Annotated in this window: 27 protein-coding genes; 8 read left to right on the plus strand and 19 right to left on the minus strand. The window is 70.4% G+C overall.

Annotated features, from left to right (window positions below; genetic code table 11):
• From PW734_06065 to hisD, 5 genes are all read left to right on the plus strand, one after another.
• Positions 1–459, plus strand: coding sequence for a biopolymer transporter ExbD (locus PW734_06065; GenBank protein MDE1170760.1), 459 nt, complete (start codon positions 1–3; stop codon positions 457–459).
• A complete protein-coding gene (locus PW734_06070) occupies positions 456–1283 on the plus strand; it encodes an energy transducer TonB (GenBank protein ID MDE1170761.1) in 828 nt (275 codons plus the stop codon). Before PW734_06065 ends, PW734_06070 begins: the two co-directional genes overlap by 4 nt.
• 252 nt (positions 1284–1535) lie before the next feature.
• Positions 1536–2720, plus strand: coding sequence for a GuaB3 family IMP dehydrogenase-related protein (locus PW734_06075; GenBank protein ID MDE1170762.1), 1185 nt, complete (start codon positions 1536–1538; stop codon positions 2718–2720).
• Positions 2721–2732: 12 nt separating this feature from the next.
• Positions 2733–4271 carry a glutamine-hydrolyzing GMP synthase gene (guaA, locus tag PW734_06080; GenBank protein ID MDE1170763.1) on the plus strand — a complete coding sequence of 513 codons (1539 nt, stop codon included), beginning with the start codon at positions 2733–2735 and terminating at the stop codon, positions 4269–4271.
• The gene (gene hisD, locus PW734_06085) at positions 4268–5524 is read left to right on the plus strand and encodes a histidinol dehydrogenase (GenBank protein ID MDE1170764.1); all 1257 of its coding nucleotides are present in this window, start codon (positions 4268–4270) and stop codon (positions 5522–5524) included. The genes guaA and hisD overlap by 4 nt, the downstream gene beginning before the upstream one ends.
• Positions 5525–5528: 4 nt before the next feature.
• Here hisD and PW734_06090 read toward each other — a convergent pair whose 3' ends face one another.
• From PW734_06090 to PW734_06100, 3 genes are read right to left on the minus strand one after another with little or no spacing between them, the layout of a single operon-like run.
• A complete protein-coding gene (locus PW734_06090; GenBank protein MDE1170765.1) occupies positions 5529–5882 on the minus strand; it encodes a hypothetical protein in 354 nt (117 codons plus the stop codon).
• A gap of 6 nt (positions 5883–5888) precedes the next feature.
• On the minus strand, positions 5889–6053 hold the full coding sequence (locus tag PW734_06095; GenBank protein ID MDE1170766.1) for a hypothetical protein: 165 nt from the start codon (positions 6051–6053) through the stop codon (positions 5889–5891).
• Positions 6054–6066: 13 nt separating this feature from the next.
• Entirely contained in the window at positions 6067–6429 is a 363-nt protein-coding gene (locus PW734_06100; GenBank protein ID MDE1170767.1) for a hypothetical protein, read from the minus strand.
• Positions 6430–6520: 91 nt separating this feature from the next.
• Between PW734_06100 and hisB the strand changes: the two genes are divergently transcribed.
• From hisB to hisA, 3 genes are read left to right on the plus strand one after another with little or no spacing between them, the layout of a single operon-like run.
• A complete protein-coding gene (gene hisB / locus PW734_06105) occupies positions 6521–7129 on the plus strand; it encodes an imidazoleglycerol-phosphate dehydratase HisB (protein MDE1170768.1) in 609 nt (202 codons plus the stop codon).
• Entirely contained in the window at positions 7126–7746 is a 621-nt protein-coding gene (hisH, locus tag PW734_06110; protein MDE1170769.1) for an imidazole glycerol phosphate synthase subunit HisH, read from the plus strand. The genes hisB and hisH overlap by 4 nt, the downstream gene beginning before the upstream one ends.
• The gene (gene hisA, locus PW734_06115; GenBank protein ID MDE1170770.1) at positions 7743–8456 is read left to right on the plus strand and encodes a 1-(5-phosphoribosyl)-5-[(5-phosphoribosylamino)methylideneamino]imidazole-4-carboxamide isomerase; all 714 of its coding nucleotides are present in this window, start codon (positions 7743–7745) and stop codon (positions 8454–8456) included. Before hisH ends, hisA begins: the two co-directional genes overlap by 4 nt.
• Here hisA and PW734_06120 read toward each other — a convergent pair.
• Genes PW734_06120 through PW734_06195 form a run of 16 tightly spaced genes read right to left on the minus strand, consistent with a single transcriptional unit; the run spans position 8431 to position 21348 of the window.
• Positions 8431–8595, minus strand: coding sequence for a hypothetical protein (locus PW734_06120; protein ID MDE1170771.1), 165 nt, complete (start codon positions 8593–8595; stop codon positions 8431–8433). The two genes, hisA and PW734_06120, sit on opposite strands and share 26 nt — an antisense overlap.
• Positions 8592–9806, minus strand: a complete 1215-nt coding sequence (locus tag PW734_06125; GenBank protein ID MDE1170772.1) for a hypothetical protein — start codon at positions 9804–9806, stop codon at positions 8592–8594. The genes PW734_06120 and PW734_06125 overlap by 4 nt, the downstream gene beginning before the upstream one ends.
• Complete coding sequence (locus tag PW734_06130; GenBank protein MDE1170773.1) at positions 9803–12130, minus strand: hypothetical protein; 2328 nt, start codon at positions 12128–12130, stop codon at positions 9803–9805. Before PW734_06130 ends, PW734_06125 begins: the two co-directional genes overlap by 4 nt.
• Positions 12127–12411: a hypothetical protein gene (locus tag PW734_06135; protein MDE1170774.1), complete on the minus strand. Its 285-nt coding sequence runs from the start codon at positions 12409–12411 to the stop codon at positions 12127–12129. The genes PW734_06130 and PW734_06135 overlap by 4 nt, the downstream gene beginning before the upstream one ends.
• Positions 12408–13025 carry a hypothetical protein gene (locus PW734_06140; GenBank protein ID MDE1170775.1) on the minus strand — a complete coding sequence of 206 codons (618 nt, stop codon included), beginning with the start codon at positions 13023–13025 and terminating at the stop codon, positions 12408–12410. Before PW734_06140 ends, PW734_06135 begins: the two co-directional genes overlap by 4 nt.
• A gap of 2 nt (positions 13026–13027) precedes the next feature.
• Positions 13028–13444, minus strand: coding sequence for a hypothetical protein (locus tag PW734_06145; protein MDE1170776.1), 417 nt, complete (start codon positions 13442–13444; stop codon positions 13028–13030).
• A 5-nt stretch (positions 13445–13449) separates the two neighbouring features.
• Positions 13450–13944: a hypothetical protein gene (locus PW734_06150; protein MDE1170777.1), complete on the minus strand. Its 495-nt coding sequence runs from the start codon at positions 13942–13944 to the stop codon at positions 13450–13452.
• Complete coding sequence (locus PW734_06155) at positions 13941–14552, minus strand: hypothetical protein (protein ID MDE1170778.1); 612 nt, start codon at positions 14550–14552, stop codon at positions 13941–13943. Before PW734_06155 ends, PW734_06150 begins: the two co-directional genes overlap by 4 nt.
• Before the next feature lie 48 nt (positions 14553–14600).
• Positions 14601–15818 carry a phage major capsid protein gene (locus tag PW734_06160; GenBank protein ID MDE1170779.1) on the minus strand — a complete coding sequence of 406 codons (1218 nt, stop codon included), beginning with the start codon at positions 15816–15818 and terminating at the stop codon, positions 14601–14603.
• A gap of 30 nt (positions 15819–15848) precedes the next feature.
• Positions 15849–16652: a hypothetical protein gene (locus PW734_06165; GenBank protein MDE1170780.1), complete on the minus strand. Its 804-nt coding sequence runs from the start codon at positions 16650–16652 to the stop codon at positions 15849–15851.
• Between the two features lie 4 nt (positions 16653–16656).
• Entirely contained in the window at positions 16657–17973 is a 1317-nt protein-coding gene (locus PW734_06170) for a phage portal protein (GenBank protein MDE1170781.1), read from the minus strand.
• A gap of 1 nt (position 17974) precedes the next feature.
• The gene (locus tag PW734_06175) at positions 17975–19306 is read right to left on the minus strand and encodes a terminase family protein (GenBank protein MDE1170782.1); all 1332 of its coding nucleotides are present in this window, start codon (positions 19304–19306) and stop codon (positions 17975–17977) included.
• Positions 19303–19884 (minus strand): DUF3486 family protein, encoded by a 582-nt coding sequence (locus PW734_06180; GenBank protein ID MDE1170783.1) that lies wholly within the window; start codon positions 19882–19884, stop codon positions 19303–19305. The genes PW734_06175 and PW734_06180 overlap by 4 nt, the downstream gene beginning before the upstream one ends.
• On the minus strand, positions 19881–20135 hold the full coding sequence (locus PW734_06185; GenBank protein ID MDE1170784.1) for a hypothetical protein: 255 nt from the start codon (positions 20133–20135) through the stop codon (positions 19881–19883). Before PW734_06185 ends, PW734_06180 begins: the two co-directional genes overlap by 4 nt.
• Positions 20132–20728, minus strand: coding sequence for a CHAP domain-containing protein (locus tag PW734_06190; protein MDE1170785.1), 597 nt, complete (start codon positions 20726–20728; stop codon positions 20132–20134). Before PW734_06190 ends, PW734_06185 begins: the two co-directional genes overlap by 4 nt.
• Entirely contained in the window at positions 20725–21348 is a 624-nt protein-coding gene (locus PW734_06195) for an alpha/beta hydrolase (GenBank protein ID MDE1170786.1), read from the minus strand. Before PW734_06195 ends, PW734_06190 begins: the two co-directional genes overlap by 4 nt.
• Positions 21349–21350 lie beyond the last annotated feature (2 nt).

Genomic DNA, 21350 nt, shown 5'->3' on the forward strand with positions numbered 1-21350 from the left:
ATGCGGCTCCCCCGTCGCCTCCCTTACCTGCGCGGCCCTCTGGAGGCCGCCCCGGCGGTCACCGTCGTCCTGCTGCTTCTTTTCTTTTTCATCCTCTCCACCTCCTTCGTCCTTCAGCCGGGGATCAAGGTGGAGCTGCCGCGCAGCCCGTGGGGCAGCGGCGTCTCCGCGCAGAGCCCGATCGTCACCGTCTTCATGAGCAGCCCGCAGCCGGACGAAAACGGCGTGGCCCAGCCCCGGCGGCCGATGCTCTTTTTCAATGACGAGATCATCCAGATGCCCGACCTGGAGGAGCGGCTGGAGAAGCTGGGCCACGGCGCCGCGCCCGGCCCGGGCCGCGCCCTCATGATCAAGGCCGACCGCGACGTGCCCAACGGCGTCCTCGTCGAGATCATGAACCGCGCCATGGCGCAGAAGTGGTCGGTCGTCCTGGCCACCCGGCGGCCGGACGGCTCATGAGCGCCTCGCCCTTCTCCGCCTTCCGGGCCAGGTACTTCCATTTCCTGGGGGAGGCGCTGGAGGCCGTTCCGGAAGAGCGCCGCCGGCTGGGCCTCCTGGTCGCCGCGGCGGCCCTCGTCCACTTCCTCCTTTTCCTCGGCGTCCGCATTGCCGCGCCGCCGGAGGCCTCCCTCCAGGGGGCGGCCTTTCCCGTGCGCCACGTCCTCATGATCGCCCCGGCGGAGGCCGCGCCCTCCGCCACGCGGGGCGACCCCGGCTTCTGGAGCCGGATCGGCGATCCCAGCCTGGTCATCTACCCGCCCGATTTCCTTTCCCTGGCCGGGACGCACCCGGCCCTGGCCCAGCCGATCTGGGCGGAGGAAGCTCCCGGCGGCACCACCACCGTGGCGCTGCCTCCGGCGCTCCAGTTTCTGCCGGACCGCCTGCCGCCCCTGCCGGAGCGGGCCCGGGCCGACCTGGCCGCCTCCTCTCCCGCCGCCCTTTCCTTCCGCTTCTCCCTCCACCCCGTGCCGTTCCTCCCGGCGGCGGGAAAAACCCGCGTCGCCTGGGGGGAATCCCTGGCCGCCCGCGCGCCGAAGGACTGGGACCTCCCTTCCCCCGCGGGCGGGCTCCTGGCCGAATCGGGGGTGACGGTCCTTTCCCTGGCCGTCGACGCCTCCGGCGCCGTCGTTCACGCCCTGGTGGAGCAGAGCGCGGGGAAGGCGGAAGTCGATTCCCTGGCCCTGGACGCCGCCCGGCGCCTCCGCTTCCAGGCGAAGGCGGGCGCTCCCCTGGCATGGGGGCGGGCCACCGTCTTTTGGAACTTCACGGGCGAGGCGCAATGACCCTCACTTTGGGAGGCTTTTTTTGCGCCTATCCGGCGGTTTTTCTTGCAGGGATTTTTGGCGCGTGGTTCTTTCTTGGATGGCAACGCCGCCGACTCGAAAAAGCCTCCCTTCCCGCGCGGCCGTGCCCTTCCTGCGGAGAGACTCTCGTCCTTCGCGACCCCTTTTTCCGCGTCCGCTGCCCGCATTGCGGCGTCAGCATCCGGCCGCGAAAACTCAACTCATCTAACCCCTCACCAGGAGAAAACAATCATGGGCATGTGGATCGGACTTAATCGCAAGGCGCGCGTCACCTACGGCTTCGACGAGATCGCGCTCGTCCCCGGCGACGTCACCATCAACCCGAACGAGGTCGACACCTCCTTCGAGATCCCGCGCCACAACCAGGGCCTGGAGCCCCTCAAGCTGAAGATCCCCATCCTGGCCAGCGCCATGGACGGCGTCACCGACGTCCGCTTCTGCATCGAGATGGGCAAGCTGGGCGGCCTGGGCGTCATCAATCTGGAAGGCGTCCAGACCCGCTACGAGAACCCGGACGAGGTCCTGGAACAGATCGTCAAGGAGGACAAGGCCCACGTCACCGAGAAGATCCAGAAGCTCTACACCGCCCCCATCCAGGAACACCTCATCTCCAAGCGCGTCGAGGAGCTGAAGAAGGCCGGCGTCATGGCCGCCGTCTCCTCCATCCCGCAGAAGGCGGAGCGCTTCGCCGCCATCGCGCAGGAGGCCGGGGCCGACGTCTTCGTCGTCCAGTCCACCGTCAGCACCGTCCGCCACGTCTCCTCGGAGTACAAGTCCCTCGACCTCGCCGCCTTCACCCGGGACGTGAAGATGCCGATCATCATCGGCAACGCCGTCACCTACGGCGTCGTCCTGGAGCTGATGGAGGCCGGCGTCTCCGGCGTCCTCATCGGCGTCGGCCCCGGCGCGGCCTGCACCTCCCGCGGCGTCCTGGGCCTCGGGGTCCCGCAGGTCACCGCCACCGTCGACTCCGCCGCCGCCCGCGACGCCTACTTCAAGAAGACCGGCCGCTACGTTCCCATCATCACCGACGGCGGCATGTCCCGCGGCGGCGAGGTGTGCAAGGCGCTGGCCGCCGGCTCGGACGCCGTCATGGTCGGCTCCGCCTTCGCCCGCGCGGAGGAAGCCCCCGGCCGCGGCAACCACTGGGGCATGGCCACCCCGCACGCCAACCTGCCGCGCGGCACGCGCATCCAGGTCGGCGTCACCGGCTCCCTCAAGCAGATCCTCTTCGGCCCCGCCACGGTGGACGACGGCTCGCAGAACCTCGTCGGCGCCATCATGACCTGCATGGGCAACGTCGGCGCGGCCAGCATCCGCGAGTTCCAGGAGACGGAAATCATCATCGCCCCCTCCATCAAGTCGGAAGGGAAGCTCTTCCAGATGGTCCAGTCCGTCGGCATGGGCACCAAGTAAGGCTTTCGCGCGATGCCCTCCCGGATCCTCATCCTCGACTTCGGCTCCCAATACACCCAGCTCATCGCCCGGCGCATCCGGGAGATGAAAGTCTACTCGGACATCGTCCGCTACGACACCCCCGTGGCGACGCTGGAGGCCCTGGAGCCGGCGGGCATCATCCTCTCCGGCGGCCCGTCCAGCGTCTATTCCCCGCACGCCCCCATGCCCGACCCACGCATCTTCGAGATGGGCGTGCCGGTCCTGGGCATCTGCTACGGCCTGCAGCTCATGGGGAAGTTCCTGGGCGGCTCCGTCCAGCGCAGCAAGCGGCGGGAATACGGCCGCGGCCAGATCTCCGTCACGGGAAAGTGCCCGCTCTTCACCGGCCTGCCTAAGAAGCTCGACGTCTGGAACAGCCACGGCGACCACCTGACGCGCCTGCCGAAGGGCTTCGCCACCTACGCCAAGACGCACAACGCGCCGCAGGCCGCCATCGCCGACCTGCGGCGGGACCTCTACGGCCTCCAGTTCCACCCGGAAGTGGTCCACACCCCGCGCGGGCAGGAGATCCTCTCCAACTTCGTCTTCAAGGTCTGCAAGGCCAAGGCCGACTGGACCATGCGCTCCTTCATCGACCACGCGTGCGAGGAAATCCGCCGCCAGGTGGGCAAGGAACGGGTCATCCTGGGCCTTTCCGGCGGCGTCGACTCCAGCGTCGCCGCGGCGCTTCTCCACCGCGCCATCGGCTCCCAGCTCCAGTGCATCTTCGTCGACAACGGCCTCCTGCGGAAGGACGAGCGGCGGAACGTCGAGTCCCTCTACGGGCGGAACATGAAGCTGAAGATCACCACCGTCGACGCCTCCGCCAGCTTCCTTAAGAAGCTCCACGGCGTCGCCGATCCGGAGCGGAAGCGGAAGATCATCGGCGCCGAGTTCATCCGCGTCTTCGAGCAGGCCACCAAGAAAGTCGGCAAGGCCCGCTTCCTGGGGCAGGGGACCCTTTACCCGGACGTGATCGAGAGCGTCGCCATCGGCGACAATCCCGCCGCCCTCATCAAGAGCCACCACAACGTCGGCGGATTGCCGGAGAAGATGCGCTTCGCCCTCGTCGAGCCGCTGCGCCAGCTCTTCAAGGACGAGGTGCGCGAGGTGGGCCGCCAGCTGGGCCTGCCGAAGGAGGTCGTCTGGCGCCATCCCTTCCCCGGCCCCGGCCTGGCCGTGCGCTGCCTGGGCCCGCTGGACAAGGAAAAGCTCACCATGCTGCGGGAGGCCGACGCTGTCATCATCGAGGAGATGATGAACTCCGGCTGGTATTACAAGGTCTGGCAGGCCTTCGCCGTGCTGCTCCCCGTCCGCTCCGTGGGCGTCATGGGGGATGAGCGGACCTACGACTACACCATCGCCGTCCGCGTCGTCCACAGCCAGGACGGCATGACGGCGGACTGGGTCCCGCTGCCGCACGACCTGTTGGCCCGCATCTCCACCCGGATCATCAACGAGGTCGACGGGGTCAACCGCGTCGTCTACGACATCTCCTCCAAGCCCCCCGCCACGATCGAGTGGGAATGAAGCTGCGTATCGAGAAAGCCCCAGCGCGGCTGCCCGAGGGCTACCTGGACCGCTTTGCCGAGCCGCCCCGGGCCCTTTCCCAGGCGGTCGGCGCGATCCTGGAGGAGGTCCGCACGGGCGGCGACGCCGCCCTCTGCCGTTTGACGAAGAAGTTCGACCGCACGGCCCTGACGCCCAAGACGCTTCTCCTCCGCACGCCCGCGCCGCGCGTCGCCCCGGCCGTCGCGCGGACCTGCCGCCACGCGTTGGCGAACATCGCCGCCTTTTCCAAGGCGGGCCGTCCGAAGGCCCGTTTCCTGAAAAACAAGGAAGGGGCCCGCGTCGGCGAGGTCTACCACCCCTTTTCCCGCGTCGGCGTCTACGTGCCGGGCGGCACCGCGCCGCTGGTTTCCACCGCGCTCATGACCGTCGGCCTGGCGAAGGCGGCGGGGGTGAAGGAAATCGCCGTCTGCACGCCGCCGCCGGTGAACCAGCACCTCCTCTACGCCCTCCGCCTGGCGGGCGCCACGGAGATCTGGCAGGCGGGCGGGGCCCAGGCCATCGCCGCCCTGGCCTACGGCACCAAATCGATCCGCCGGGTGGAAAAGATCTTTGGCCCCGGCAACGCCTACGTCGTCGAGGCGAAGCGCCAGGTCGTCGGGGCGGTCGCCATCGATCTTTTACCCGGGCCCAGTGAAATCGCCGTCATCGCGGAGGCGGGGGCGCGGGCCGATTGGATCGCCGCCGACCTTTTGGCCCAGGCGGAGCACGGGCCGGGCAGCCAGATCGTCCTCCTCACGCCCAGCGCCGCCGTCCTGCGGGCGGTGGAAAAGGAGATCGCCCGGCAGCTTCCTTCCCTACCGCGGCAGCCCTTCCTGGCGGAGGTCCTGGCCAAGCAGGCGCGCCTTGTCCAGACGCGGACCCTGGCGCAGGCCGTCGAGCTGTGCGAGCGCTACGCGCCGGAGCACGTCGCCCTCTTCGTGAAGGAGCCGGTCAAAGTGGCCGCGCAACTCCGTACGGCGGGCGCGGTCTTCCTGGGGGCGTTCTCGCCGGTGGCGGCGGGGGATTACCTGGCCGGGCCCAGCCACGTGCTGCCCACGGGCGGGGCGGGGAAATCGTTCGCGGGGCTGACCGTCGACCAGTTTTTCAAGCGGGTGAGCCACGTGGCCTACGACGCGCGCGCGATCCGCAAGGCCGCCCCGGCCATCGCCACTCTGGCGCGGCTGGAGGGGCTGGAAGCCCACGCCCGCTCGGCGGAGATCCGGCAGGCGTAGGAAGTTAGTGGCCCAGCGTGTGCTGGCCCTCGCCGCCCGCGTTCAGCGTGGTGCGGCCGGAGCGCTGGGCGTCCCGCAGGGGGAAGAGGCCGTCGGCGGGGACGGAACGGCCGGCCGCCTTGGCCGCTTCCAGCTGCGCGGAAAGGGTGTCCAGCAGGTCGCGCCGCTCGCCGAAGGGGAGCGTGTTGAAGGTTTTCCCCTTGGAAAAGACGGTGACGATCTCGCGGTCGGAGACGCCCTTCGTCCGCAGGACGGCCAGGTCGGGGATCGTCGCCTCGGCGGCTTTCACGTCCTTCAGGTAAAGGGGGACGTATTCCTCCGACCAGCGGGTCAGGAGCATGTGTTGGGCGTCTTGCATGGGATATTAGCGGGTGCGTTGGGGAGTGAGCTTCAGGGCGACGAGCTTGGCCTCGCCCGTCTGGGCGTCGACGACGCGGGCCGTGCGGGCGTCCCGCATGTCCTTCGGATTGAAGCGGGGATGGACGGGCGGCTGGTCGGCGCGGGTGGAGAAGAGCTGCTTCGGAGTCATAGGGATGATTCGGCTATTTTTGGAGCAGGGGCTCGCTTTTTACCTGTTCCTGCCGCGGCGCGTGGGCGGCGCGGAACCACGGCTGGGACTCGAACCACGCCCCCAGCGCGTCCCGGTCGGCCGGGGTGAAGGGGGGGCGCTCCGGAGCCCGGTGGCTGGGAGAGGGGCCGGCGGGGATGAGATGGGAGCAAAGGCCGCCGCCCCGTTCATAGGCGGGGGGCAGGACCCGCAGGTCCTTTAGAAAGACGTTGTCCTCGGCGGAGAGGTCGAGGGCCACCAGGGGGTCCGGATAGGGCGTGCCCAGCTCTTTGGTCGAGATCTGGAACCCCTTAAGCAGGGCATGGTCGCTGACGGTAAGGTCGGAAAGCGGGTCCATCTTTAACAGAGTAATTCGGCTAACGGGAATGGCAATGCCCCAAAAAACGGGTGGTTTCCCCTTCTGGCGGCATCTATATATGGCATTTCCCATGAAATCCCGCCGCGCCACCCTCCAGCGGAAGACCGCCGAAACCGATATCCGCCTGACCCTGAACCTGGACGGCACGGGCAAGTCGAAGATCGCCACCGGCATCCCGTTCTTCGACCACATGCTCACCCTTCTTTCGAAGCACGCCCTCTTCGACCTCGACCTGAAGGTGAAGGGGGACCTGGAGGTCGATTTCCATCACACGGTGGAGGACACCGGCATCGCGCTGGGCCAGGCGATCAGCAAGGCCCTGGGCGACCGCGCCGGGATCGCCCGCTACGGCTTTTTCCTCCTGCCGATGGACGAGACGCTCGTCCGCGTCGCCCTCGACTTCAGCGGACGGCCCTTCGTCCGCTTCAAGGTGCCTAAGGGGGTCCCCTTGATCCGCCTCCGCGCGGGCGATTTCCCCGCCCAGCTGACGGAGGAGTTCCTCCGCGGCCTGGCCCAGCACGCGGGCCTCACCCTCCACGTCGAGGTGCTGGAGACGGCGGAGGTCCACCACCTGATCGAGGGGGTTTTCAAGGGCCTGGCCAAGGCGCTCGACGTGGCCCTGCGGCGGGACGGCCGCGTGCGCGGCGTGCCGAGCACCAAGGGGAGCCTCACGAAATGATCGGCGTCGTCGACTACGGCATGGGCAACCTGCGGAGCGTCGAAAAGGCGCTCCAGTCCGTCGGCGCGCAAACGCGCTTCGTCACCGGGCCGGAAGGCCTGGAGGGCCTCGGCGGCCTGGTCCTGCCCGGTGTCGGCGCCTTCGGCGACTGCGTGCGCAACCTGCGCGCCACCGGCCTCTGGGAGCCCATCCGGGAGTGGATCGCCGCCGACCGGCCCTTCTTCGGCATCTGCCTGGGCTACCAGATGCTCTTCGAGAGCAGCGAGGAGGCCCCCGGCGCGGAGGGCCTCGGCGTCTATGCCGGGAAAGTCGTCCGCTTTCCGCAAAAGGGCGCGGGCTTTCCCTTGAAAGTCCCCCAGATGGGCTGGAACGCGGTCACCGTCGTCCGTCCCGGCCCCGTCACGGAGGGCGTTGCCGACGGGGAGCACGTCTACTTCGTCCACAGCTACTACCCGCAACCCGCCGACGAAGGCCTCGTCGCCATGACGACCGACTACGGCGGGCCGTTCGCCAGCGCCGTCGGGCGCGGGCGGCTCTTCGCCACCCAGTTCCACCCGGAAAAGAGCCAGGCCGCCGGCCTGCGCCTGCTGAAAAACTTCACCGCCCTCGCCTCGTGATCATCTTCCCCGCCATCGACCTTTTGGAAGGCCAGGTCGTCCGCCTGGAACAGGGCCGCCGGGAGGCCCGCACCGTCTACGGCGCCGACCCCGTCGCCTTCGCCCGCCAATGGCGGGAGGAGGGTGCGGAGGCCCTCCACGTCGTCGACCTGGACGGCGCCTTTTCCGGCGTGCCGCGCCACCTGGACGTCGTCGCCGCCATCGCGCGGGAGCTTTCGATCCCCGTCCAATTGGGCGGCGGCATGCGGGAGGAGGAAACGGTGGCCCGCGCCCTGGAATCCGGCGTCGCCCGCGTCATCCTGGGCACCCGCGCGTGCGAGGACCTCGATTTCGTCCGGCGTCTCGTCGCCCGCTTCGGCGGGGAGAAGATCGCCGTCGGGATCGATGCCAAGGACGGCTTCGTCGCCGTGAAGGGATGGACGGAAAAGTCGACCCGCCGCGCCCTGGACCTGGCGCGGGAGCTGGAAGGGGCCGGCGCCGGACTCATCATTTACACGGACATCGCCACCGACGGCATGTTCACCGGGCCCAACTACCGGGCCCTGGGCGAGATGCTGGAGGCGGTCTCCATCCCGGTCATCGCCTCCGGCGGCATCGGCGCGGCGGAGCACATCGCCGCCCTGCGCGCCATGCCCAAGCCGCCCTACGGCGCCATCGTCGGCAAGGCGCTTTACGACGGGAAGGTCACCCTCGCTCAGATTTTGAAGTAGCCTCGTCGGCCACGGGGCGCAGTTCCTGGAGGAGCTGGACGAAGTCGGGCACCTCGTGCCCCTTCAGGTCGGCGCGGCCCAGCAGGCGGTGCAGGAGGGCCAGGTTCTTCTCGGTCAGGCGGAGGAGGTGGATTTTCATGAAGCGTCGTAGGGGGCGCTGGCTAGGACGACCATTTTCTTCGGCGTCCCGTTGTCGCAGACGTCGATCTCCCGGAATTGGATGGCGTGGTGGCCGTCGCCGAAGGTGCTGGGCGGGCCGGACTGGAGCGCCACGGTCAGCCCCGTGCCGTAGTCGATCGTGATGCCGTCGGCGGAGGTGCCCAGGCCCACGTTGACGAAGGCGCTGCCCATCTGCCAAACGGCGGAGACGTTCTCGTCCGGGGACACGGCCACGCGGAAATAGCCGGAGCCGCCGTCGAGCTGCAGGTGGCTGGTCGTGTCTCCCGCCTCCAGGTTGAAGCCGTAGGCCATCTCGACCTTGAGGCTTTGCAGCGCCGTGCAGTCGGCGTTCGTGCCGATGCCCAGGAAGTTCTCCTCCTTCACCCATTCGAAGATGCAGGGCAGCGCGCTGAGGTCGGCGGCCTGGCTGGAAAGGACGTAGAGCGGCGGGCTGGCGGGCTGGCCGTCCTTCGTCCACTCGTGGAAGCGGCAGTCGTTGCCGCCGATGTCGGCCGTGGCGATGTCGATCGCCGCCTCCCCCTGCAGGCTGACCTTCGCCCCCGCGCCGGTGTTGCGCAGCTGCATGGAGGTCAGGCTCGTCGCGTCGGTCATGACGATGCCGGTCGTCTCGTTCTGGGAGAGAGCCAGGGTGGAGTTGTCCCCCTCCAGGGTCACGTTCCAGTAGATGAACTCGTCCCGCGCCAGGGAGAGGAGGTATTGGCTCGGGTCCTCCAGGCTGACCTGGAAGGACTGCAGGCGGCTCTCGTCCGTCCCCTTTTGGATGAGGAAGGAGGCGTGGAGGAAGTCGAGCTGGGTGACGAACTCGGTCCCCGCCGCCGTGTCGAGCGTCCGGCAGTAGAGGACGGCGTCCTCCCCGTTCATCCGCAGGTCGAGGCGTCCTTCCAGCGTCCCGGCAAAAAGGGCCTGGCCCTGGGTGGCGTCGCGGTCGACGCGCAGCCAGTAGTTCTGCAGCAGGCAGGCCTTGTCCTCATTAAGCTGCCCTTCCTCCCCCCGGCCCAGCATCCAGGACCCTTCCGTGGCCTGGCCGGTGTCGTAGGCCTGGGTCGTCACGTAGGGCGGAAAGGCGTGGCTGTGGATCCGCTCCTGCGGCGGGGGCGGGGCGTCCTGAAGGTCGGCAAGCTGGTCGCGCGTGCCCTGCGCGAGGCGGGTCAGATGGGCGGAGAAGTTCATGAGGGGGAGAGCTGGCTGAGGAACTGGCGGCGCGCGGCGGCCACGGGCTCCATCCGGCGCTGGGCGTCGGAAAGGGGCTGGTTGGTGGCCCGCAGGAGGCAGGTCTGCGCGGCGCCCCGGCGGAAGACCGCCTCCGTGACGATTCCCTGCGGCCCGGTGAAGAAGGAGCCGTCGAGGGCCAGGGTCTTCCCCACGGCGTCGGCGCCGGGCCAGTAGCCCAGGCGCGCCTCGCTCTGGGCCCGCTCCGCCGTTTGGCCGGCCTGGGCGGCGTCGGCCAGGGCGTCGAGCTGCGCCTGCGCGTCGACCAGGGTCACCAGGGAGCCGTGGACTGCGTAGCCGTTGAGGTCGTCCGGGTCGAAGCTCTCGCCGATCCAGGAGGCGGCGTAGGCGGGAACGATCCGCCGGTGGGTCACCACCCGCCGCCGGGAGAGCGCCGCCCCGCCGCCGGAGGCCACGGAGCTGAGGCGGTAGTCGGTCGTGAAGGCCAGCGTGCCCGCGATCTGGAAGCCGCTATGGGCCAGGGGCTCGACCTGCTCCGCCTTCGGCCGCTGGCGCGTCGCCCCGGAGGCGTAGACGACGATCTTGCGCCGCACGAGGACGGCGGCCGGGTGCCGCCGCAGCTCGACGCCGCCCAGGACGCGCCGCCACTCCCCCTGGAGGTCGTCCCAGGTGGCCCAGAAATAGGCCGGCAGCGCCAGGCCCAGGAGGGAGGACCCGCTCGTCCCGCTGACGCGCGGCGGGGCGTAGGAGGCCGCGGGGCTTTCGTCCCCCAGGCGGCTGGCCAGCTCCGCCCGCAGGGGATATCCCCGGCCCGGACGGTCGGAAAGGAAGGGGAAGAGTCCGCTGATGGAAGAGAAGTCGGGCCGGTATTCGTAGGCGGAGTCCGCGTCGAGCGATTCCCGCAGGATCAGCGCGGGCAGCGCGCTGAAGGGGCCGGAGGGGGCGCTGGAGAAGCCGCACTGGCAGGCGGCGGGACCGCTGAGAGCCTCGGTCTCGTCGTAGGCGTCCTGGATCGTTTCCGACTGGGAGGCGATCGGCGCGGCCAGCGCGTTGGCGGAGGCCGGGCCGGCGGGGGCGGAAATGGTCCCGTCCGCCGCGTTGAAGGGATGGAGCGTGGCGCTGCCGCCGCCGTAACGCAGCGTCCAGGTGTAGCCCATCTGCGCCAGGAGGCCGTCCAGCGCCGTCGCCAGGTCCCGGCCCCGCAGGTCGACCTCTCCCGGCACGTTGGAGGCGTGGGCCAGGCCGCCCCATGCGGGGGCGGAAACGGAGGCCGGAAGGTAGGCGCGGCAGAGGAGGTCCAGGATGTCGCCGAAGGTCCAGAACGCCGCGTCGGTTCCGTCCTGGAACTGGGGCGCGCCGGGGGCCTTGTCCGGCTGGCCGCCCCGGTTGAACACCCACTCATAGCCGCGCGCGGCGGCGCTGGCGGAGGCGCTGCCGTCGCCGCTCGGCGGCGGGGAGCCGACGATCGCCCCCGCCATCTCCCAGCGGGCGTCGAGCGCGGTGAGGCTGGCGGAGTAGAGGCCGCCGGAGCTGGCGTGCCGGTCGATGTTGCAGACGCGCCCGGTGAAGATCCCCTCGAAGGAGAAGGGATCGCCGAGTCCCTGGGAGAGGACGGGCGGGCTGCCGCGCCGCGTCACGGTGACGGTGCAGGAGCCGGGCCGCGCGCCGGTGGTTTGGCGGATTTCCGCCAGGGGAAAGGAGGAGGAGGCCGCGGCCTGCCCGCGCCAGGTAAGGGTGGCGCGGGCCGCGCCGCCGGTGCCCTGGGGCTCGAAGCGGGCCTCTTCTTTTACGAGGTTGGATAGAACGCCGAACTGGGGCGTGGCGACGCTGCCGAAGGCGGAGCCGAGGCCCTGGCGCAGGACCGCCAGGGTCGCGTCCTGGCCGTCGCACAGGCCGGTGCAACGCAGTTCCGTCCGGGGGGAGGAAAAGGGATCGCTGACCCGCAGCGTCCAGTGATGGCTTTGCAATGGCAGGCCGATCGGCGCGGGGCTGACGGCCGGGTAGGGCGGCACCGCCACGGGGGCGGGATGGACCTCGACGCCCGCCGTGCCGGAAAGGGTGTCCTCCGGCCGCTGGACGTAGCGGATCCGGGCGGTGACGTGCCCGGCGGGGCCCGGGGCGCCCTCCATCAGGATCGAGTCTTTCCGCAGGAGCGGATAGACCGCGCCCAGCGGGGTGGTGACAGTGAAGAGGGCCCCCTCCGCCCGCAGGAGGGCGGCCAGGGTTTCCGTCTGGGGCAGGAGGGTGGCGGTGTAGACCAGTTCCAGGAGGCTGCCGTCTTCGCCCCCGGTGCGCCGTTCGGCGTAGTGTTCGCGCAGGATCATGAGAAGAGGGAGAGGTCGGGGCCGTCCGGCGTGGTGAAGGGGAGGGAGTTGCCCGTCCCGTCGGTGACGGTGATTTGGAGGGAGAGCGGGACGGGCGCGGCGGCGGCGCCGTCCGCGGCGGAGGAGGCGGGGGCCGTCTCCGCCAGCCGGGCGGCGGCCTCGGCCAGCTCCTCGGCGGCGCGCAGGAGGGCGTCGCTCCCGCCCGCGTCGGCGGGGGAGGCGGCGGGCGGCGCGGCGTCGGTCCAGGGGGCGAAGTTGGGTGCGGGGAGGGGGGATTTCATGGCTGGGGGTTAGTAGAGGTGGGAATACATTTGGCGGGCGGTTTCCTCATCGGTGACCGCGAGCGCCTGATCCAGAAAGCGGACGAGGGCGCGCAGCCGGCGGGCGTCTCCGCAGAGGGCGGCGCGGCGGTCGGCTTCCGTGATCTCTCCCTGCGGAAGAATCCCGCAATCCAGGAGGCGCAGGCGCTCCAGCTGCTGCGCCAGGAGGAGCCTTTCTTTTTCCGCCGCGAAGGGCGTGCGGAGTTTTTTTTTAGCCCCCGGTGGTCGTGCGGCGCCTCGCCGTAGAGGAGGACCTGCTCGTATTCGTGCCGGTGGGCGTAGGTGACGGGGCCGTCCAGCAGTTCCCGGCAGCGCCGCCGTTCGTAGCCGATCCGGCCCTGGCACTCGGTGAAAAGGGCGCGCCACAGGCGGTTCTCCTGCTCCAGCCGCCGGACGGGCCCCTTCCAAAGGCCCAGGCGGTGAAGGGCCCGCTCCGCCGGGGTGGCCGGGTCGAAGCCGAGGCGGCGGACGCGCGTCAGCTCGCCCAAAAGGAAGCGGGCGCGCCGCCAGCGGGGGCCGAAGCCGAGGCTGGGCACGTCGATGGCGTGGCGGGGGTCGAGGGGGAGGCGGGTCATGGCTATTCCTGGGTGCCTACGGCGTAGTCCTGGTCGGTCACGCAGTCGAAGGTCACCTCGCAGGTGTAGGGCTGGGGCGCGGTGGCGGAGGCGCGGACGCCGCGGCTGTGGCACTGGCCCACCTGTTCCAGAATGTCGGCCGCCCCGCCCAGGCCGATGAGGGTGTAGCGCAGGACGCCGCCCTGGGCCGCGCGGTCGATGGCGCGGAGCGCGGCCAGATCGCGGGAGCGGAGCGTGACCTGGGTGGTGCGGGCGCGGGGGACGGCGTTGTTCGCGTGGGCGTAGCCGTCGGTCGCCTCCACCAGGTTGTCGCTGGTTTCGGTCACGCTCATGGAGAGGATGCCGGTCAGCGGCAGGGCGCTGCCGCCCGGCGGGGTGTAGGTGACGTCCTTGATCGGTCGGTAGTTGTGGATCGGCATGGGGATTAGGTGGTGAAGGGCGCGCCCAGCGGCGTGCGGTAGCGGAGGATGAAGCGGGCCTGGACGGAGAAGTCGGCGAAGCCCGCGCCGCCCGCGTGGACGGCGACGGCGTCGGGCTCGATCCAGTCGACAAGGCCGTCGAGGGGGACGGCTTCCCCTTCCGGAACGAGGACGCTCTCCAGCCAGGCCGCCCAGCGGTAGGCCAGCGCCAGCGCGGCGTGGCCGCCGTGGGCGGCGTCGGCCAGCGTCAGGTCGAGGGTGGCGCGGGTCTCCACCTGGCCGTCGTCGGCGGTGACGCGGCGCCGGGCCGCGCCGATCAGGTCGACGGTGAGCCAGGGCAGCTTCCGTCCCTGGACGAGGCCGAGGTAGGGGCCGACGCTCACCCCGGACAGGGGCGCGGCGGGGCCGGGCGTGCCGCCGGGGGCGACCTGGGCGGCGAAGCGGTCGAGGACGGCGGCGAGGATCGCCTCCGCCTGGCTGGTCTGGGAGGTCGGGTTCATGTCAGGGCCTGGCGGCGGTAGCCCTGCAGCACGGCGGTCACGTGCGGCAGGAGGTGGGTCGGTTCCAGGGTGAAGCTGCCGCCGGAGCCGGTGATTTTTTCCAATCCCAGCCGCGTCTCCCGTTCGAAGAGGAAGGCGCATTGGTCGAGCCAGGCCTGGAGCAGGTCGGCGGGCAGGGGGGCGGCCCCTGCGGGCATCGTGCCGGTGCCGTCCTCCGTCTGGTCCCACCAGTAGCCGCCGGTGTAGGTGACGCGCAGCTGCGCGGCGGGGCTGCCCAGGGCCTCGGCGAAGTCGAGGAGGCCGCTCTCCGGGTAGAGGAGGTAGGTGGCCGTGGCCGGGCTCCAGAGGGTGCCGCCGGTGGCCAGGTTGTCGACGGCGCTCACCGCCTCAACGGGGTATCGAGGGAGGACGACGTAGGTGCGGTCGGCCCGGCAGAGGTAGGCGTCGCCCTCCGCGCGGGCGAAGCGGCGGTCGCAAAGCTTCTCGAACCAGCGGGCGACGCCCTGGCCGATGGCGGCGATCCGCCCGTCGCAGTCGGTCTGGGAAAGGCTCTGCGGCGGCAGGAGGCGCGCCTTGAGGGTGGCGAGGTTGGAAAATCCGGCGTTCATGGGGGAAAGGGGGTGGGAAGGGGGGTCGGACCCCTTCCCGGGTTGGCTTTAGCTGGCGGCCAGGGTGAGGGCGGCCAGGCCGGAGGCCTTGCGGATCGCCACGCCGGCGCGGCCGATGCCGCGGAAGCTCCGTTGGTAGGTGTTCCAGAGGAACTCGTCGGAGGCCTCGAAGCTGAAGTCGCTCCGCACGCCGACGACTGCCGCCTGGGGATCGCCGAAGACGGCGACCTTCGCGCCCGCCGTGTTGTCATACGGCGCGGCGTGGACCAGGTTTACGGGATAGCCCAGGATGGAGCCGATGCCGCTGGGCGTCGGGGCTTCCGTGGAGGTGAGGAAGACCGAGCGGCCGTTGGCGTCCTTCACGCCGACCATGCGGGCCAGGACCTGCGGGTGGATCCACCAGGCGCAGCGCCGGTCGAGCACGCCGGGGTCGACGGTCGTCAGGACGTTGATGAAGTCGTCCAGGGTCAGCGCGCTGACGGAGGTGTGGCCGGTGGCCGCCGTGGCCGTGGTGGCGGCGGCGAAGATGCCGGTCATGCCGCCGTTGGCGGAGTCGTTGGCCCCGGTGCCCGCGAAGGCCGCGTGGTCCAGGCGCAGGTTGAAGGCCTCGATGAAGTCGTCCATCACGTCGGCCGTCAGGTCGAAGGAGGAGTCCTCCAGGAGCTGGCGGGAGACGGAGATGAGCGCGCCGATGACCTGCACGGTCAGGGAGACGGAGGAGCCCGCGGTGGCGGTGTCCGCCGGGATGGCCGAGCCCTCCGTGAGGACGAAGCCGGCGTTGGCGCGGGCGGTCTTCACGGGGAACTTGGTCACCTGGGTTCCCAGGCGCCGGACGCCCAGGGTGCTCCAGGCGCCGTAGCGCTCCAGGGTGTCGTAGATTTCCTTGGCCAGCGCGGGGTTGACCAGGGTGCTGCCGGGGGAGCTGGTCTCGCCCAGGTCGCGGGCGGTGACGGGCACCTTGCACGCGTTGCGGACGGCGGCGGAGAAGGCGGCGCGCTTTTCCTCGCTGCCCAGGATGCGCTGGCGCGGGTCGCCGTGGGCCATGCGCTGCTCGTGCTGGAGGCTGACCTGCACCTTCTTGAGGGCGGCCAGGGTCTGGTCGAGGGACTGCACCTGGTTCTTCACCTGGGTCAGCTCCTCCATGGCGGAGCGGGTCTCGCCGGAGAGGCGGCCCATGTCGTCCATGAGGGCGGAGACGCCCCGCAGGACTTCGGACTGGAACTCGGCCTCGTCGCGCGCGGCCAGGTCGTTTTGGTGGGATTTCATTGTGGGTCTGGGTTCTGGTTTTTTTTGGGTTTAGGTTCGCAGGGTGGCCCGCAGGGCGCGCAGGAACTCCCGGCGCGCGGACTGCCGGACCGGCCGCTTCGGATTCTCCGCGGCCGGCCCGGGGCCGGTTTCACGGAAAAGGGGGTGCCGCCGCATCTGTTCCCGCAGCCGGGCGGCCAGGCCCGCGCGGAAGCGGGAGGCGTGGGGCTCTTCCGCCCGCTCCAAGAGGGCGCAGGCCTGGTGGAGGAAGGCGGCGTCCTCCTCCCCGATGCCGACGGACTCCAGGTCCCCGTCGGTCAGGACACCGGCGGCGTGGGCGCGGGCCAGGGCGTTGGGATTGGCGCCGATGAGGCAGGCGGAAAGCTCGATCTGCTCCTGCTCCGCGTAGATGCGGACGGGCGGGCGCTCCGCCATGCCCAGGCGGCGGACCTGCTCCTGGTAGGGGCGCGGGTCGGCGTCGAACTTGGAGAGGGTGCGGCGCGGGACGAAGCCGACGGAGACGGCCCGCAGGTGTCCGGCCAGGGTCATCTTCCAGCCCAGGCGGGCCAGGGCGTTCTCCGGCACGTCGTGGGCCCACTGGACGGTCTCGACCAGCTTGTCTCCCTCCACGCGGAAATCGACGACGCGGCCCAGCAGGCGCTCGATGGAGGAGTAGTCGTGGCTGTCGACGAAGGGGGCGTTCTTCCCGAAGAGGGAGAACTTCCACCCGGCGGCCAGGACGACCTCCTGGTAGGAGTCGAGGGTCTGGTCGCTGGCGACGTATTCGACGAGGCCCTGCTGGGCGTCGAGGACGCGGGTCTGGGAGACGATCTGGCGGCGGAGGGGGGCGGTCATGGAGTTAGGCGCGGGGGTTGGGGTTGCGGCGGCGGAGGGCGGACTCGATCCGGGCCCAGGCGGGGGAGGGGTCTGCCTCCTCCTCCGGGGCCTCGGCGGGGGCGTCGACGGGGGAAAGCCCGGCGGGGAGGTAGCCGACGTGGTCGCCCGGGACGGCGGGCAGCCCCAGGTCGAGGACCTCGCTGCACGTCCGCAGGGGGACGCCCTTGTTCCAGAGCTTGTCCAGGACGGCGAAGCGCTCCCGGCGGGCGGCCTGCATGGTGCTGTGCTCGTTCCAGTCGAAGGCGGCGTGGATCCGGCCCCCGGCGGGCCGCCAGGCGGCGACGCGCTCCGAGAGGCGCTCCACCGCCCCGGCGATCTTGATGGAGAGCGGCATGCAGGTTTCCTCGATGAGGAGGAAGCGGTCGCTGGCGGAGCCGATGGAGTAGCTCTGCTTCACGTGGAAGCGGCTGGGCGGGATGCCGAAGGCGATGGCGATCTCGTCCCGCAGGAGCTGCCGGGTGGCCACCAGGCTGGCGTCGGCCGCCTGTACCTGGGGGTTCTCCACCGCGATGTCGCCGGTGAGGAACATCGGCTTATAGACGCCGCGTTGGGACAGCTCTTTCTTTTCCCGCAGGGCGCGGATGATCTGCTCCCGCTGCTCGTCGGTCGGCGGGGCTCCCTTGGCGATGAGGAACTGGCCCAGGTCGCCGTTGTTCTGCATGAGCGTGCGGACGAAGCGGGAGCCGAGCCAGTCGGCCTCCGCCGCCAGCGCGGCGGAGAGGTAGGGCGCCAGGCCGCGGACGGGATCGTAGGGGTTCCAGAACTTGAGGTGGGCCACCTGGTCCGGCACCAGCGCGTGGGCGGTGCCGTTCGCGTCGGTCCACTCCCAGCCCTGGAGCTGGCCGTTGTCCAGGATAGGGCGCATCCGGTCGGGCCGGGCCAGGAAGAGGGGGCGGCGTTCCGTGGCAGTCTGCAGGAGCCACGTGTCGTCGCCGACCCAGAACGCCTCGCCCTGCAGGAGGAGCCAGCCGACCGTCGCCTCGATGAAGTCCTGGAAGTCCATGTGGTCCCCGGCGGGGCGGGCCCAGAAGTCGACCAGCGGGCCGTGGGAAAGGAGGGTCTCCCGCCGTCCGCGCGCCTGGTAGAAGCGGAGCGGCACGGCGCTGATCGGCTGAGCGATGGTGCGGATCGCCGCCTGGACGAAGGCGCTGTTCCGGTAGGGATCGCATAGGCGCGGCTCCGTGGTGGCCAGGGAGGAGGCGAAGGTGTTCCAGGGAAAGGAGGCGCGGACGGTCGCCTGCGGAAGGAGGCGGCCCAGGAGGGTGCGAAGGTTTTTCATATTAAAGGAGGGCTCCGGTGTAGGCGGTGGTTTGGACGGGACGGGCGGCGTGGAGGGCGAGGGCCAGCGCCCAAAAGCGGTCGGCGTGGCCGCCGGGGCCGCGGTCGGCGGCGAAGCGGCTGCGGCCCCCCGCGCCGGTTTCCCGGCGGATGGCGCGCAGGTCGGCGCGCACGGCCTTGTCGGCGGGGATGCGGAGGGTCTTCTGCTCGAAGGCGGCGCGGACGGGATAGGCCATCTCTTCCTTCGTCCCGGCGGTGAAGGAGACCCCCTCCACGCGGTGCGCGCCGTAGCGGGCGGCGGCCCGCTCCGCGAATTGGCGGCCCAGGCCGGTCTGGTCGATGCAGCAGCGGCGCACCTTTGGGTTGGAGAGGAGGGCGTCGAGCGCGGCCTCCTGCGCGGCGAAGGTCTGGCGATCCAGCACCTCGATCCGCCGCGTGACGCGGAGGGGGGCCAGGTCCTCGACGACCCAAAGGACCGTCAGGTCGTGCTCCCGGCCCAGGTCGACGCCGACGTAGAGGGGGCCGGCCGCCGCGCGCAGGTCGGTCCGCCAGGCCTCGCCCTCCGGCGTCTCGCAGCCGGCGATGAGGTCGTAGGAAAGGAATGCGCCCTGGTCGTCGGCGGGCTGGCAGAGGAATTCCTGCTGCCAGGTTTCCTCGTCCGGGCACTGGTTGCGCAGGCTTTGCAGGAAGCCGTCGTCGTCGAGCTGTTGGCGCGGGTCGTCCTGCGGCCACTTTTTCTTGAGCCGGGAGAGGAGGCCCTGCGCCACGGCGGTTTCGATGGAGACGGTGTGGAGGCTGACCTGCTTCGGGTTGCCCAGGTGCTTGGCCTCGTGGACCAGCTGGTTGAAGAAGTTGGCCGAGCCCCGGTGGGTGCTGAGGATCTCCAGGGTGCCGCCCCACATGATGCCCGGGTAGGCGATGGCGTAGAGCTGGCGCGGGTCGGGGTGGAGGGCGAACTCGTCCAGCACGCGGGCGCCGCGCTTCCCCGCCTGGGCGTTGGGGTTGCTGCTCATGGAGCAGATGGCCCGGCCGTTGGCCAGCGGCAGGACGTGGGCGGTGACCTTTTCCTTCCGGTCGACGACCTCCACGGCCATGTCCCGCGCGGCCTGGTTCAGCACGCGGGCGAAGCGGGCGCAGTCCTCGCCGAAGAGCTTGGCCTGCGTCTCGTCCCGGCTGCTGATCCAGGTGTCGAAGCGCGCGCCCTGGCAGGCGGTGGTGGAGACGGCGCGGTAGGCGGCCGCCCACGACATGCCGATCTGGCGGCTCTTCTCCATGATCTTGATGCGGGAGTTGTCCCGGATCCACGCGGCCTGGTAGGGGAGGAAGAAGCTCATAGGAGGCTCAGCTGCTCCTGGATTTTGGCCAGCGTCTCCGGCGTGATGCCGCCGCTGCGGGAGGCTTCCTGGAGGGAGGCCTCCAGCTTCTGACGGCGCAGGGAGGCCAGCTCGCGGAATTTCTCGAATTCCAGCTCCAGCCGCTCCCGCTTCACCCGCTCGGCGGCCTGGCCGGTGACGGCGGAGGCCAGGTTGAAGAAGCGCCTGGGGCTTTCCAGGAGGGCTTCCTTCAGCATCTCCGGGTCGAAGCTTTCCAGCGCCTGGGAGATGAGGGAGGCCAGGAGGATGTCGTTGGCCTCCGTGATGGGGACCTTGCCGTTGCGGGCGATGGCCTTGACCATCTCCACGCTCGCCTCGCTGCGGAGGCGGATCTCGTTGAGCCGCTCCACCTGCTCCAGGTGGTCGAGGTAGCCGCTTTGACGCCAGCTCTCCACGTTGGCCTTGGTGACCTCCTTCCGCCCCAGGGCGTGCAGGCGGCTGGCGATCTCCTCGGCGGGAAGCGCCTCGGCGATCATCTGGTTCACCGCGTCCCGCAGCTCGCGGGGGAGGCGGCCGATGCGGCTGCCAGCGCCCCTCACGACTGCCCCCTTTCGTGCGCGTCGATGCCGCTGGCGGTCAGGCGGAAGGACTTCTGGTTGCTCAGGTTGAAGCTCATTTCCAGGTGCCCCTTGCCCAGGAGGTAGGCCAGCTCCGACTCGACCTCCAGGGAGGTTGTCTCGTAGCCCTCGTAGCGCAGCTCGTGCAGGAACCAGGAGGAGCTCTTCCAGAGGGGGCGGGAGGCGTAGGCCAGGTCGAAAAGGCGGGCGCGGAGATGGGTGGGCCGTTTCATCGGGTGACGACGGAGAGGGGGGTGGAAAGCTGCGGCGCTCGCGGCGTCAGCCGGGCGAAGCAGCGGGCCAGCTGGAAGCTGCGGGTGCGGACGGCCACCTCCCCGCCGCGCCCCGTCGCGTCGGTGGCGTTCGTGTTGCCGCCGACCGTCTCGAAATGGTCCGGCAGGACGCGGCGGACGATCTCCACGTGGGAAAAGCGGTAGAATACCAGGTCCCCGCGCTGCGGCGTGAAGGGGCGGTGCGGATCGTCGGAGAAGTGGAGCCCGATCCGGCGTCCCCAGTCCTCCAGCCCGTAGACGGAGGCTTCCCGGGGCGGGTTCGCCTCGATCGCGGCGGCAAGGAAGCCGGGATGGAAGGAGACGAACTGCTTCACGCACCAGCAGACGAAGGCGGCGCACCAGGGCCAGCCGGTCGGCTCGGAATCGGCCAGGTGGCAGACGGCCTGGTACGTCTCCACGCGCGGGCCGCGGTTGCTGCCGGGAGGGCGCTCGGCGACGCCTAGTTCCCCCTCCGCCACGTCGGCCAGTTTGGCCAGGAGCGTCGCGTCGCTGGGAGGTGGCGGAGGGGGAAGCTGGGAGGCGGTGGTGATCATGCGCGGGAGGGTTGGACGATGAGGTCCATCGTCGCGGCGAACTGCGCGGGGCTGAACCAGGTGGAGTGGTCGAAGTCGTCCCGCCAGACCTGTACGACGCGGTCGCCGATGCGCTCGTCGACGTTGCGCGGGCCGGTGCGGCCCAGGGCGCCGTAGCCCAGGCCCAGGAAGGAAAAGGCCTCGCTCACTTGCGCCAACCGCAGCGCGCCGTCCCGGTGGCTGCCGTAGAGGGTGGCGCGGCCCAGCCTGCCGGTGAGGAGGGCCATGTTCAGCCCGTTGACCTGGAAGTCGGCGTCGGCCGCGGCGGCGACGAGGTGGATCTCCGCCACCTCGATCTCCGGGTATTCCTTGAGGATGCGGCAGACGATGTCGGCCCCGTTGGAGTGGCCGACGAGGACCAGGTCATGCCCGGAGTAGTGGCGCAGCAGCTCCACGCACCGCTTCACGCGCAGCCATTGGAAGAGCCGCCGGGTCAGCGCGCCGCAGAAGTATTCGTACTTCTCCGCCAGCTGGTTGAAGTGGGATTCGGTCCACGTCACGGCGCGGTCGGTCCAGCCGGTCCGGCCGTCCGGGACGGTGAGGATGCCGTTGATGAAAAGATAGAAGCGGGTGCGGGGCATTG

The sequence above is a fragment of the Verrucomicrobium sp. genome, assembly GCA_028283855.1.
Classification (GTDB): Bacteria; Verrucomicrobiota; Verrucomicrobiia; order Methylacidiphilales; family GAS474; genus GAS474.

Coding starts and splice junctions, on each gene's coding strand:
- PW734_06130 (MDE1170773.1), bottom strand. CDS start 12,130: ATGATCCTGCGCGAACACTACGCCGAACGGCGCACCGGGGGCGAAGAC.
- PW734_06150 (MDE1170777.1), bottom strand. CDS start 13,944: ATGAACCCGACCTCCCAGACCAGCCAGGCGGAGGCGATCCTCGCCGCC.
- PW734_06120 (MDE1170771.1), bottom strand. CDS start 8,595: ATGAAAATCCACCTCCTCCGCCTGACCGAGAAGAACCTGGCCCTCCTG.
- hisD (MDE1170764.1), top strand. CDS start 4,268: ATGAAGCTGCGTATCGAGAAAGCCCCAGCGCGGCTGCCCGAGGGCTAC.
- PW734_06070 (MDE1170761.1), top strand. CDS start 456: ATGAGCGCCTCGCCCTTCTCCGCCTTCCGGGCCAGGTACTTCCATTTC.
- PW734_06190 (MDE1170785.1), bottom strand. CDS start 20,728: ATGATCACCACCGCCTCCCAGCTTCCCCCTCCGCCACCTCCCAGCGAC.
- PW734_06125 (MDE1170772.1), bottom strand. CDS start 9,806: ATGAACTTCTCCGCCCATCTGACCCGCCTCGCGCAGGGCACGCGCGAC.
- PW734_06095 (MDE1170766.1), bottom strand. CDS start 6,053: ATGACTCCGAAGCAGCTCTTCTCCACCCGCGCCGACCAGCCGCCCGTC.
- PW734_06065 (MDE1170760.1), top strand. CDS start 1: ATGCGGCTCCCCCGTCGCCTCCCTTACCTGCGCGGCCCTCTGGAGGCC.
- hisB (MDE1170768.1), top strand. CDS start 6,521: ATGAAATCCCGCCGCGCCACCCTCCAGCGGAAGACCGCCGAAACCGAT.
- PW734_06090 (MDE1170765.1), bottom strand. CDS start 5,882: ATGCAAGACGCCCAACACATGCTCCTGACCCGCTGGTCGGAGGAATAC.
- guaA (MDE1170763.1), top strand. CDS start 2,733: ATGCCCTCCCGGATCCTCATCCTCGACTTCGGCTCCCAATACACCCAG.
- PW734_06195 (MDE1170786.1), bottom strand. CDS start 21,348: ATGCCCCGCACCCGCTTCTATCTTTTCATCAACGGCATCCTCACCGTC.
- PW734_06165 (MDE1170780.1), bottom strand. CDS start 16,652: ATGACCGCCCCCCTCCGCCGCCAGATCGTCTCCCAGACCCGCGTCCTC.
- PW734_06155 (MDE1170778.1), bottom strand. CDS start 14,552: ATGAACGCCGGATTTTCCAACCTCGCCACCCTCAAGGCGCGCCTCCTG.
- PW734_06135 (MDE1170774.1), bottom strand. CDS start 12,411: ATGAAATCCCCCCTCCCCGCACCCAACTTCGCCCCCTGGACCGACGCC.
- PW734_06075 (MDE1170762.1), top strand. CDS start 1,536: ATGGGCATGTGGATCGGACTTAATCGCAAGGCGCGCGTCACCTACGGC.
- PW734_06170 (MDE1170781.1), bottom strand. CDS start 17,973: ATGAAAAACCTTCGCACCCTCCTGGGCCGCCTCCTTCCGCAGGCGACC.
- PW734_06145 (MDE1170776.1), bottom strand. CDS start 13,444: ATGCCGATCCACAACTACCGACCGATCAAGGACGTCACCTACACCCCG.
- PW734_06160 (MDE1170779.1), bottom strand. CDS start 15,818: ATGAAATCCCACCAAAACGACCTGGCCGCGCGCGACGAGGCCGAGTTC.
- PW734_06185 (MDE1170784.1), bottom strand. CDS start 20,135: ATGAAACGGCCCACCCATCTCCGCGCCCGCCTTTTCGACCTGGCCTAC.
- PW734_06100 (MDE1170767.1), bottom strand. CDS start 6,429: ATGGACCCGCTTTCCGACCTTACCGTCAGCGACCATGCCCTGCTTAAG.
- PW734_06175 (MDE1170782.1), bottom strand. CDS start 19,306: ATGAGCTTCTTCCTCCCCTACCAGGCCGCGTGGATCCGGGACAACTCC.
- PW734_06140 (MDE1170775.1), bottom strand. CDS start 13,025: ATGACCCGCCTCCCCCTCGACCCCCGCCACGCCATCGACGTGCCCAGC.
- hisH (MDE1170769.1), top strand. CDS start 7,126: ATGATCGGCGTCGTCGACTACGGCATGGGCAACCTGCGGAGCGTCGAA.